We start from the raw sequence: 12263 nt of genomic DNA, 5'->3' as shown, positions 1-12263 counted from the left end.
GGTGGCCATCACGCGCAGCGAGGCGATCAGCCCGTCGATCAGGTTGCCCTGACGGAAGCCGGTGACCGCGGCGGTGACACCGAGAGCCGCGACGCGATCGTTCACGCGGGTGGACACCTTGTTGCCGGAGACGATGACCACGTCACGCGAGTTCGGAGAGACGGCGATGAGGGTGCCGTACGCGGGCTCGGGCGATTTCGCGAGGATCGCACGGGCGCTGGTCTCCAGCTCACCGTCGAGGTCGCCGATGTAGACCGAGAAGCGCACGAGGGCCTTCTCGCTGGCGGCCTTGAGCGTCTCGTCGAGCGCGATCAGATCCTTCTTGCTGAACGGCGGCGTCGTCGGAGCGTCGGCCGGGTAGCGTGCCGCGGAAATGCGACCGCTGTTGGTGAAGACGGCGCCCAGCGGCAGTTCGGCGGCCGACCGGGCCGCGACCTCGGCGCTCACATTTGCGTGCGTAACCTCACCATTTGCCACTGGCCGAGCTCCCATCGACGTCGCCGGGTTCCGCATGCCGCGGAAGTGCCATCGGTTCGATGTCGGTGGCACTGAAGAGAAGCGGTGCGTGTTCCCACTGCTGGTCGAGGGTGTATTCCTCGACCTTCGGGTACTTGACCCCGGAGGAGAACACCATCGCGACAACACAGAGCAGAACAGCAAGCACCGTGAGAATCGTGACTGGCACTCCGATGGGGACGATCAGGCTGTCGACGTCCATGTCACCCTTTCGATGGTCGCGCCGGACCCGCCCGGTTGTCGGCGCAGGTCATCGTTGATCAATCTAACCCACTGGCCGCCGCCCGGCCCACGGGGGCCTACAGCGCGTCGTAGACGTGTGAGGCGACCCCGTGCGACCGGATCATGCCCCTCACGCGGCGCCGGCATCGAGGTACTGCAGCCACGCCGGATCGATGTCCTTGATGGTGGCCAGCACACGCCAGTGCCTGCCCTTCGGCACGGTCGGAACCGTCCGCAGCGTCCACCCCAGCTCCCCGAGCAGACGATCCGCCTTCCGGTGATTGCACGAGGCACAGCACGCCACGCAGTTCTCCCAGGTGTGCGTCCCGCCCCGACTCCGCGGGACCACGTGGTCGATCGTCGTCGCCCGTGCACCGCAGTAGCCGCACCCGTTCAGGTCACGACGCATCAGAGCGGCCCAGGTCATCGGCACGGTCGCCCGGTACGGCACGTGGACGTATCTGCGGAGGCGGATCACGGTCGGAACCGGGACCGCACCACCCACGGAGTGCACCGCCTCGCCCTGTTCGTCGGCGTGCACCAGATCGGCGCGATCACGGAGGATGAGGACGACCGCACGCCGGACCGTCACGGCCGTCAGCGGCTCGTACGTGGCGTTGAGGAGCAGCACCCGGCGGCGTGTCCAGGCCCCGGCGCCGGGAGCGGGACGGATCTGCCCGCGTCCCGTCTTCGCGTGTGATCTGTGCGTCATCTCGCCTCCCGCCACCCCGCCGAGCACAAGTCCACCACGGTGGCGGTCCCCGTGACAGCTGTTTCACGGTGTCCGGCCAGCTCACGGGGCCGACCCGGCGTCGACGTTGAGACACCGCGCCCGGGTGAGGACAATGGCGAGGGTGACTGGCGAACCCAACACATCCCCTCCGACCGCACCGGCGCCGGCAACCCCCGCGCGGACCTTCTACGACGAGGTCGGCGGTGCCGAGACGTTCCGGCGACTCACGGCTGTGTTCTATCGCGAGGTGGCGCGCGACGAGGTGCTGCGCCCGCTGTATCCCGAGGAGGACCTGGGTCCGGCCGAGCGTCGGATGCGGATGTTCCTCGAACAGTACTGGGGCGGCCCGCGAACCTACTCCGATGAGCGCGGCCACCCCCGACTCCGCATGCGTCACAACCCCTTCCGCGTCGGTCCCATCGAGCGGGACGCGTGGCTGCGCTGTATGCACACCGCAATCGCCTCCATCGACGACGACACGCTCGACGCACCCCACCGCCAGGCGCTGATCGACTACATGGAGATGGCTGCGCAATCGATGATGAATTCACCCACCTGAGAGCGTTTTCTGTCCCGACACGCCGCCCGACTCGCCGACTGACCTGGATTTCTCCGAGAAAACTCAGGTAGGGCACAATGACCACGGTGAGCGATGAGACACCAGAGGTCGTCCCCGCCGAGCCATCCGACGGGGGTCAGCCCGACGACGTCGCGTTCGACGACGGCGCGATCGAGTCCGACGTCGATGCGGTCGAGGAGCCGGCTGCCGGCGAGGCCGTCGTCGCCGCCGACACATCCGTCGCACCACCCGTTGTCTCGCAGCTGGATCCGGCCGACACCACGTGGTGGAAGTCCGCGGTGTTCTATCAGATCTATCCGCGCTCGTTCTCCGATGTCAGCGGTGACGGCGTCGGCGATCTCGCCGGTGTCATCGACAAACTCGGCTATCTCGAACTCCTCGGGATCGATGCGATCTGGCTCAGTCCGATCATGGCCTCTCCCATGGCAGATCACGGTTACGACGTCTCCGATCCCCGGGACGTCGATCCCCTCTTCGGCGACCTCGACGTCTTCGACGAGCTCATCGCCGAGGCCCACGAACGCGACATCCGGGTGACGATGGACCTCGTCCCCAACCACACGAGTGATCAGCACGAGTGGTTCCAGGCCGCGCTGGCCGCGGCCCCCGGCAGTCCCGAACGCGAGCGGTACATCTTCCGGGACGGCCTCGGTGACGACGGCGACGAGCCGCCGAACAACTGGCACAGCATCTTCGGCGGACCCGCCTGGACCCGGGTCACCGAGGCCGACGGCTCGCCGGGACAGTGGTACCTGCACATCTTCGCCAAGGAGCAGCCGGACCTGAACTGGGAGAACCCGGACGTCTTCGCCGATCTCGAGAAGACGCTGCGTTTCTGGCTCGATCGGGGTGTGGACGGCTTCCGCATCGACGTCGCGCACGGCATGGCCAAACCCGCGGACCTGCCCGACATGGACCTGTCGGCGACCAAATTGCTGCAGAACTCCGACGACGACCCGCGGTTTAACAACTATGCGGTGCACGAGATCCACCGCAAGATCCGCAAGGTCCTCGACGAGTACCCCGGGGCCGCCAACGTCGGTGAGATCTGGGTCAGCGACAACGAGCGATTCGCCGAGTACCTGCGTCCCGACGAACTGCACCTCGGGTTCAACTTCCGGCTCGCCAAGGCGCCGTTCGAATCCGGTGCGATCAGGGAGGCCATCGAGAACTCACTCGACGCGGTGTTGTCGGTGTCGGGTACTCCGACGTGGACGCTGTCCAATCACGATGTCGCCCGCGAGGTCACGCGATACGCCGTCGCCGACCCGGAGACCGGGGCACTCGACCTCGAGCGCGGCACGAGGCGCGCACGAGCGATGCTCGTCGTCGAAATGGCCCTGCCCGGAACGGTTTTCCTCTACAACGGGAGCGAACTGGGACTGCCGAACGTCGACGACCTGCCCGACGACGCACTCCAGGACCCGGTGTGGGAACGGTCCGGACGCACCGAACGCGGGCGGGACGGCTGCCGCGTCCCGATCCCCTGGGAGGGGACCGAGCCGCCCTTCGGATTCAGTGCGACGTCCGAGACCTGGCTGCCGATCCCGGATTCGTGGCGCGCGCTCACTGTCGAAGCCCAGCTCGAGGACGTGGGGTCGATGCTGTCGCTGTACCGCGCAGCCATCGACCTGAGGGTGACCCGTCCGGAGTTCACCGGTGAGCACCTCGAGTGGTACGGCGCGCCGGAGGGATGCCTGGCGTTCCGTCGTTCCGAGGGTCAGCTGGTCTGTGCGCTGAACGCCGGCGATGAGCCGGTGCCCCTTCCGCCCGGCGAATTGCTGCTCGTCAGTTCACCTCTCGTCGACGGGATGCTGGCGCCGGACGCAGCTGCCTGGCTGGTGTGACCGGCTCACACCACTAGTTCAGGACGGTCACCGCGAGATCGCGGTGCCGGCGCTGGTACACCGAGCCGAAGCGTGCATCGATCCGAATCCACGCCGCCGACATCCGGATTCGTACCGGTTCGTCGGCTGCGATCGCCCCGGTGTCGGAGGTCTCGGTGACCGCTCGTCCGTCCGCGTCGCGGATGAATCCCATGCCGGTCAGGGCGAAGACCGATCGCATGCTCACCGCGGCCCGCAGCGCACCCTCCTCCGACGTGACCTCGAGGACATCCTGATCGAGCAGACCCGTTGCGGGACCGTGCCCGCTCCCCTCCTCGCGCGCCACCCGGGCGCCTTCCCGGGACAGTTCGACCACGCTGCGGGCGGGTACGTCGTCGATGTGCCGGAACCCGACCGCAGCGGGAAGCGCTCCGCGCCAGGCACTGTCGAGTGAGAAGCCGGGATCGACCGCGGTGCCCGGGCCGGCCGATTCGACGGTCGCACGCAGTGTCGAAGCGTCGCACACGATGTCGGTCGGCGCGATTCGTCCGGTCACCGACCGGGTGGCGAGGACGTCGAACCCGGTATGTGCCCACAAGGCCACCAGACCGTCCGAACGCGCGACCACCCGGACGACGGCGGCATCGTCGAGACGTACTGCGTGCGAGAGGAACGCGAGGGCGTTCGATCGGTCCGAGGACGCGAACTCGATGAACCGCTCCATCAACTCGGCCCGCCGCGTGTGGCCGATTCCCCGGCAGGGCGGCGGAATCCGGCGAGGTAGACCTTCTGTTCCGGGGTGAGCCGGGCGATGCGCTGGGCCGCCACGTCGAAGGCGACGAGCTGTGTGCTGGCGACCACGGCGGGGCGAGAGGCGGGGTCGGCACCCGCCGCGCGCACTTCGTAGCCGACGGTGAAATCGACGGCCCGCAGGCGTTCGACGAACATGGTGACCTCGATCGGTCCCTCGGAATGACGCAGCTGCGCTTGATATCTCACGTGTAGGTCGGCGACGAGGCAGCCGTCGCGCAGGGGCGCGGTCGGTCGGCCGTCGTAGAAGAGCCAGGGAATGCGCGCCTCTTCGAGCAACGTCACCATCCGGGCGTGGTTGATGTGCGCGTAGACATCCATGTCCGACCAGCGCACCGGCACCTTGACCAGGTATCCGTCAGCGGTCGTGGTCCCGGCGTCCTCGTTGAGCACGTGCGTCATCCCCTGTCAGATCGGTGTCGGCGGGCGGCCAGCGCGGCCACCCCGGCCCAACCCTACGCACTACCCGACCCGGTCAAGCAGGCGCGATCTCCACCGGCAGACCGTTGAGGACGACGGTCCCCGAGAGCGGGTCCAGCAGGGCGCCGTCGTTCAGGTCGTTCACGTTCACACCCGGCTCGGCGGCAGCGACGCCCAGTCTGATGCCGTCGACATCATGACCCCACCCGTGCGGCAGCGACGCGACCCCGGGCCGGATGTCGGTGGTGATCTCGACGGAAACGGTCAGCGAACCGCCCGCACCACGGACCTTGGCGACGTCGGAGATGCCGAGTCGGTCGGCATCGTCGGGATGCATGAGCAGGGTGCAGCGATTGGTACCGCCGGTGAGGGCCGGGAGATTGTGCATCCAGCTGTTGTTCGAACGCAGGTGGCGGCGGCCGACCAGCAGCAGGCTGCCGTCGGCGGCCGGCGCCGGGTCGCCCCCGGCGTCCACCGCTGCGCTCAGGCGTGCGAGGTCGCCGATGAGCGGGTCGGGAGCGAGTTCGATCTTGCCGGATGCCGTGCGGAGCACCCCGGGCAGGCGCGGCCGCATCGGCCCCAGGTCGATGCCGTGCGGCGCGGCCAGCACATCCGCGAACGTGAGGCCGTTGCGCGCGCCGAAGGCGTCGCCGTACGCCCCGAGGCGGAACAGCATGTCCAGCCGACGCTGGTGCCCGGGCGCGTCGGGCAACTTCGCGACGAGCGAGGCGACGTCACGGCCGGCGACGGGCGAATAGGGGTCGGTGACCTCCTTCGACAGAGTCGCCGCGATGACCTGTTCGTCGACGAGCCCCGGGTCGGCGTCGACCCCGGCCCCGGACAGGCCCATGATCAGCCGGCACACGATCTCGATCTCGTCGGGACGGCCTGCCGGCAGCGGTAACACGGGCGGCGAGTAGCGGGCGGTGGCCCGGACCGCCAGGTTGTTCAGGATGGCATCGAAATGCGGACTCTGCGACGGGCGCGGCGGCGGCAGCACGACGTGTGCGTGCCGCGTCGTCTCGTTCAGATAGGGGTCGACGCAGACCACGAACTGTGCGTCGTCGAGTGCGCGTCCCAGTCGTGCGCCGTTCGGCGCGGACAGGACGGGGTTACCCGACACCGTCACCAGCGCCCGCAACCGCCCCTCGCCGGGCGTCTCGAACTCCTCGGCCATCGCGACGGCGGGGAGCTCACCGCCGACCTCCGCGTGACCGGAAACCCGGCTGCGCCACCGCCCGGTACGGAACCCCCGGCCCGCACGGGCCGGGCGGGGCGACGGAGCGGTCGGTGCGAGCGGGAACATCACTCCCCCGGGCCGGTCGAAGTTGCCGGTGAGGATGTTCACCACGTCGATGAGCCAACTGCCGATGGTCCCGAATTGCACTGTGGTGGTGCCCATCCGGCCGTAGACGGCGGCCGATTCCGACGCGGCGATCGACCGGGCGAGAGCCCGGATGTCGGCGGCCGCCACACCACAGAACGAGGCGACCCGTTCGGGAGTGAAACCGCTCAGCTCGTCGCGCAGCGCCTCCACGCCGGTGACATGCGTGGCGATCCCGCCGAGGTCGGCGGCGACGAGGTCCTCGTCGAACAGGCACTGCACCACCGCGCACAGCAGCGCCGCATCCGTTCCGGGCCGCGGCGCGATGTGGGTGTCCGCCAACTTCGCCGTGCGGGTGCGTGCCGGGTCGATGACGGTCAGGCGCCCGCCCCGGCGGCGCAGCGCGGTCAGTTTCCCGGGGAAGTCGGCGGCGGTGGTCACACTGCCGTTGGAGACCACCGGGTTCGCTCCGATGATCACGAGATGATCGGTGCGGTCGAGGTCCGGGACGGCAAAAGTCCCCGCATGACCGACGAGGTAACCGGTGGCCGCCTGCTTCGGCATCTGGTCGAGGGTGCTGGCGCTGAACACGTTGCGGGTACCGAGTGCCCGGATGAGCAAGGGCGCGTACATCGTGCCGGCGACGGTGTGCGCGGACGGATTGCCGAGGTAGAAGCCGATCGACTCGCCTCCGGAGGTCGAGATCACCTCGCGCAGCCCGTCGACCGCAGCGGTGAGCGCTGTGTCCCAATCGGTTTCGACGAGCCGACCATCGCGCCGGATGAGCGGACGGTCGAGGCGATCGGGATCGTTGTCGAGCTGGGCGAAACTCGCACCCTTCGGACACAGGTAGCCGGCACTGAACACGTCGTCGGCGTCACCGCGCGCGGCGGTGACGATCTCGCCGCCGATCGCGCGGTCCCGGCCGATGGTGAGGGTCAGACCGCAGGTGGCCTCGCAGAGCGGGCAGATGCGCGGTGCGGTTCGGGTCATGTGCTCAGGCTAGGCGCTCGGCACACCTGACCGCGATGGATTCGACGACGGCAGCCGTCGCCTGCGCATCAGCGGATCACGCTCCGCAGCTGCCGGGCCGCGACGGAGAGCGTGGCCAGATCCGCGGTCCCCGTCTCCTCGATCTCCCGGAGCACGCTACGTACCCGGCTCAGCCGGTTCGACCGCGAGGACTCCCACTCGGCGATCTTGTCGGCCGTGCTCTCGCCGGGTTCGCTGACCTCCAGAATCCGCAGGGTCAGCGCACGGAGCGCACCGTGCATGTCGTCACGCACGGCCAACCGGGCCAGCGCATGCCATCGATCGCCGAATTCGAGTCCCGACACCGCCGTGAGCAGCTGTTCGAGACCGAAGTGCTCCATCACCCCGAAGTAGAGGTCGCCGACCTCGCCGGCGTCCCGGTCGGCGATCTCGGCCGCGTCGATGATGTCGAGCAGACAGAAGCGGTGCAGGCTAGCCGCGACGCTGTGGGCGAGGTCCTCGGGAACGCCGTGCTCGATGTAGGTGTCGGCGCGCTCGGCGACATCGCGTGCCGAGCTCAGCCCGTACCAGTCGTCGATGACCTCGGACAGTGCTGCCACCCGCTCGCCGTAACGGGTGATCTCGGCGGCCATGGCCAATGGTTGCGGCCGGAAGGCGAGCAACCACCGCGAGGCGCGGAACAGCAGACGGCGCGCGTACAGCATCATCTCGTCGACGGCCTCGACCGGAGCCGGTGCATGCCGGATGCCCTCGAACACCTCGTTCATGCCGAACACCTTGTTGGACACCACATACGCGCGGACGCCCTCCTCGGTACTGCAGCTGCTCCCCTCGCTCAACCGGAACAGGTGGGTCATCCCGGCGTGGTCGATCACGTCGTTGACGAGGGTCGTCGCCACGATCTGACGCCGCAACCGGTGTCCGCTGATCGCGTCGGAATACTCGGTGCGCACCGCATCCGGGAAATAGCGCGCGACGCGGGGTGCGAACACGTCGTTGTCGGGGAGGTCGGTGGCGAGCAGGTCGGATTTGGACTCGAGCTTGACGTGCGCCATGAGCGTCGCGAACTCGGGCGACGTGAGACCGCGGTGGAGCTCACCGCCGACCCGCTTGCGCAGCTCGCGCGGCTCGGGCAGTGCTTCCAGGCGTAGGTCGACGCCCCGTTTGGCGGCGAGGTGTTCGAGCATCCGGGCGTGCACCTCCACCCGCAGCAGCTCGAATGTGCGGCAGAATCCGAGCTCGGAGTTCTGCGAGATGTTGTCGGCGAGAACGAGTTCGGCCACCTCGTCGGTCATCGACTCCAGCAGGGGGTCGCGTTCGTCGGCGTCGAGGTCGCCCGCCGAGACCGCCGCGTCGAGCAGGATCTTGATGTTCACCTCGTGGTCGGAACAGTCGACCCCGGCCGAGTTGTCGAGGGCATCGGTGTTGATCCGACCCCCGGCGAGGTCGAACTCGATGCGCCCGCGTTCGGTGACCCCGAGGTTGCCGCCCTCCCCGATCACCTTGGCACGCAACTCGTTTCCGTCGACGCGGATCGCGTCGTTGGACTTGTCGCCGACACTCGCATGTGATTCGGTCGACGCCTTCACGTAGGTCCCGATGCCGCCGTTCCACAGGAGGTCGACCGGAGCGAGCAGGATCGCGCGTATCAATTCGGGTGGTGAGAGTTCTGTCGTGCCGTCTTCCATGCCCAGCGCGTCCACCATCTCAGGGGTGATCGGGATCGACTTGCGGTCGCGCTCCCACACCCCGCCGCCGGCACTGATGAGGTCGGTGTCGTAGTCCGCCCACGACGACCGCGGTAGGCCGAACAACCGCTTCCGCTCGGTGAACGACGCCGCCGCCTCCGGATCGGGGTCGACGAAGATGTGCCGGTGATCGAACGCGGCGACGAGCCGGATGTGTTCGCTGAGCAGCATGCCGTTGCCGAACACGTCGCCGCTCATGTCGCCGATCCCGACGACGGTGAAGTCCTGCGACTGTGTGTCGGTCCCCATCTCGCGGAAATGCCGCTTGACCGACTCCCACGCGCCCCGGGCAGTGATACCCATGGCCTTGTGGTCGTATCCGGCCGACCCGCCGGAGGCGAAGGCGTCGCCGAGCCAGAACCCGTACGACTTCGACACGTCGTTGGCGATGTCGGAGAACGAGGCGGTGCCCTTGTCGGCCGCCACCACCAGGTAGGTGTCGTCGGAGTCGAGCCGGACGACCCCGCGGGCGGGGATGACCTCACCGGTCGCGAGGTCGATGTTGTCGGTCACGTCGAGCAGGCCGGCGATGAACTGCCGGTAGCACACGATCCCTTCCTCCCGCTGCGCCTCCCGGTCCCGCGCGGCGTCACCGGTCGGCGGCGGCGGCCGTTTGACCACGAAACCGCCCTTGGCGCCGAGCGGCACGATCACCGCGTTCTTCACCGCCTGCGCCTTGACCAGGCCGAGGATCTCGGTGCGGAAATCCTCCCGGCGGTCCGACCATCGCAGGCCGCCACGGGCGACCGAGCCGAATCGGAGGTGCACCCCCTCCACGCGCGGTGAGTAGACGAAGATCTCGTGCAGCGGACGGGGTTCAGGGGTCTGCGGGATGTCGCGCGGACGGAGTTTGAACGAGATGACCGGACAGTGATCGGAGTCCGACGACCCGCCGTCGACGAAGTAGTTCGTGCGGTCGGTCGCCGACAGCACCGCCGCGAACGCGGAGACGATGCGGTCGGCATCGAGGCTCAACACGAGTCCGATCTCCTCGTCGAGCTTGTCGCGTACCCGCTTTCGGCGCTGTTCGTCGGCGGTGTCGGGGTCGAACGACGCGACGAACAGGTCGACGAGGCCGCGGGTGATGGCGAGGTGCTGGCCGAGGACGCTGGCGACGTGGGCCGAACTGTACGAGAACCCGCATTGACGCAGGTACTGCCCGTAGGCGCGCAGCATCGCCGCCGACCGCCAGTCCAGGCCCGACCTGATGACGAGTTCGTTGTAGGCGTCGACGTCCGCACCGGCGAGCCAGATCCGGCGGAACGCCTCGGTGAACCGGTCGGCGAGGTCGTCGGCGTGGTCGAGGTCGACGGTCATCCCGGCCGCGAGTTGGACGCTGAATTCGTAGGCCCAGCAGACGGTGTCGTCGAGCCGATGAATCTCGTACGGGTGCTCCTCGAGGACGTCGAGACCGAGACTGTGCAACACCGGCAGGACATCGGTCAGTGTCGCCGACGCACCGCAGAGGTACAGCGTGAAGATCCACCGGTTCGGTTCTCGCCCGTCGGTCGCCGTCTCGGCGGCGTCGAGGGTCACGTCGATCTCACCCGGTTCCAGACCCACGACGCGGATGAGGTCGGCGAGGGCCGCGTGCGGTTCGCGGAGCTCCTTGTAGTCCTCCGACAGCGAGGACAACTGGCGCAGCAGCACGTCCGGGCCGCCGTCGAGTCCCGGGATGTCCTCTGCGACAGCCAGTTCGCGCACCCGCTCGTCCCAACCGCGGATGGCGGCGACCAGCGCCGCTTGCACGCGTGCGTGGGCCGGTGATCCGGTGTCGACCGATCCGAGCTCGGCCGCCGTCGTCGGGTCGATACAGACCAGCACCTGCAACAGTGCCAACGGCATCTCGCTGACACGCGCCGTGTACTCCAGCCCGGTTCCGTCCACCTCGGCGACGAGCGCGCGCTCGAGGGCGAGCCGGGTGGACGTGTTGTAGCGGTCCCGGGGCAGGTAGATGAGGGCGACGGCGGTGCGTCCGTCGAAGTTGGTGCGCAGGAACAGCCGCAGCGACCGTGTCGCCACCGCGTCCAGCATCTCGGTCAGGCGGCGTTCGAGCTCGTCGTCGGTGGACGAGAACATCTCCACCAGCGGATAGTTCTGCAGCAGCTCGATCATGGACTGACCGGCGAAGGAATCCTCCTCGACGCCCGCCTGCGCGAGGACGTCGTGCACCTTGGCGCGCAGGACCGGGACGTCGAGCACCGCCTGATGATTGCCGGCGGAGGTGAGGGTACCCAGGAAACGATGCTCGCCGTCGTGATCGCCATTCGCATCGAACGTCGGAACCTGCACGAGCACAGGGAAATTGGTGCGCTGGATGCCGGTCGCCACGAACACCCGGCTGACCCTCGGGACCAGCGGACGATCAGTCACCGACGGGAAGTCGCGGTCGATGGAGTCGGTTCGCCACACGCCGAGACGGTCGGCGTCGCCGGCGGGCCCGTCCCCGCCCACCCGCACATGGCCCAGCGGGTGGAAGTGGTTGCCGGCGAACCACTCGAGCAGCGCGGCGTACTCACCACGGTCGGCGTCGGAGACTCCGGCCCCCGGCAGCGGTGCGTCGGCCATCCCGGCGGCGCACTCCGCCATCCGCGAACGCATCGCCGACGCATCGGCGTCGACGTCGATGACCCGCGAGACGACCTCGCGGAGATCGTCTCGCAGCGGCTCCGGATCGATGCCCGGGTGACGTGCGAGACCGCAGACCGCAATCCAGGACTCCGGGGTCGTCTCGCCGGAGTCGACGGCGACGAGTGTGCCGTCGCGGTCCCGCTGGACGGGTATCACCGGGTGGTCCATACGGTCGATGGTGAGGTCGTGCGCCTCGACCGTGGCCAGGACGGCTTCGACGAGCATCGGCATGTCGTCGTTGACGACGAGGATCTCGACGGTGCCGCCCTCGCCCGCGGTCACCCCGACGAGCGCCTCTCCGCGGCGGCGGACCCGCGCGTCATCGAGATGTCTGCGCACCCGGTCGGCGGCCGACTCACCTGCCGACCCGTCGGTCCGCGACCTGAAGTAGTGGTCCACCGCGTCCGGAACGAGTGACGTCACATCTGCCGATGCTAGTCACCCGCGCCGGGCGGAACCG

Annotated in this window: 9 protein-coding genes; 2 read left to right on the top strand and 7 right to left on the bottom strand. The window is 68.6% G+C overall.

All coding sequences use genetic code 11. The features are described from left to right. The 3 genes from M4D77_RS06510 to M4D77_RS06500 all read right to left on the bottom strand — a co-directional run. Window positions 1-477 (bottom strand): DUF5130 domain-containing protein (locus M4D77_RS06510; protein ID WP_259935813.1); only part of this gene is annotated, 477 nt, incomplete at its 3' end. Continuing rightward, on the bottom strand, window positions 464-718 hold the full coding sequence (locus M4D77_RS06505; protein ID WP_058250036.1) for a hypothetical protein: 255 nt from the start codon (window positions 716-718) through the stop codon (window positions 464-466). The genes M4D77_RS06505 and M4D77_RS06510, both read right to left, overlap by 14 nt. Window positions 719-868: 150 nt before the next feature. Continuing rightward, the gene (locus M4D77_RS06500; protein ID WP_259935812.1) at window positions 869-1450 is read right to left on the bottom strand and encodes an HNH endonuclease; all 582 of its coding nucleotides are present in this window, start codon (window positions 1448-1450) and stop codon (window positions 869-871) included. A 133-nt stretch (window positions 1451-1583) separates the two neighbouring features. Here M4D77_RS06500 and M4D77_RS06495 point away from each other — a divergent pair, with 133 nt between their 5' ends. Both M4D77_RS06495 and M4D77_RS06490 read left to right on the top strand, forming a co-directional pair. Beyond that, window positions 1584-2030, top strand: coding sequence for a globin (locus M4D77_RS06495; protein ID WP_259935811.1), 447 nt, complete (start codon window positions 1584-1586; stop codon window positions 2028-2030). A gap of 77 nt (window positions 2031-2107) precedes the next feature. Beyond that, the gene (locus M4D77_RS06490; protein WP_259935810.1) at window positions 2108-3898 is read left to right on the top strand and encodes a glycoside hydrolase family 13 protein; all 1791 of its coding nucleotides are present in this window, start codon (window positions 2108-2110) and stop codon (window positions 3896-3898) included. Window positions 3899-3911: 13 nt separating this feature from the next. On the opposite strand, the gene M4D77_RS06485 is transcribed toward M4D77_RS06490, so the two are convergent. The 4 genes from M4D77_RS06485 to M4D77_RS06470 form a co-directional block, all read right to left on the bottom strand. Continuing rightward, complete coding sequence (locus tag M4D77_RS06485; protein WP_058250035.1) at window positions 3912-4601, bottom strand: hypothetical protein; 690 nt, start codon at window positions 4599-4601, stop codon at window positions 3912-3914. Next, complete coding sequence (locus M4D77_RS06480) at window positions 4601-5089, bottom strand: thioesterase family protein (protein ID WP_065629020.1); 489 nt, start codon at window positions 5087-5089, stop codon at window positions 4601-4603. The genes M4D77_RS06485 and M4D77_RS06480 overlap by 1 nt, the downstream gene beginning before the upstream one ends. A gap of 73 nt (window positions 5090-5162) precedes the next feature. Then, window positions 5163-7424 carry a molybdopterin-dependent oxidoreductase gene (locus M4D77_RS06475; protein WP_259935809.1) on the bottom strand — a complete coding sequence of 754 codons (2262 nt, stop codon included), beginning with the start codon at window positions 7422-7424 and terminating at the stop codon, window positions 5163-5165. 68 nt (window positions 7425-7492) lie between these two features. Then, a complete protein-coding gene (locus M4D77_RS06470) occupies window positions 7493-12226 on the bottom strand; it encodes an NAD-glutamate dehydrogenase (protein ID WP_259935808.1) in 4734 nt (1577 codons plus the stop codon). Window positions 12227-12263 lie beyond the last annotated feature (37 nt).

Source organism: Gordonia sp. p3-SID1431 (assembly GCF_025143765.1).
In the GTDB taxonomy this organism is placed as follows: domain Bacteria; phylum Actinomycetota; class Actinomycetes; order Mycobacteriales; family Mycobacteriaceae; genus Gordonia; species Gordonia hongkongensis.
Note: the sequence above shows the minus strand (reverse complement) of the source record. Positions and strands in the feature narration are given on the sequence as shown.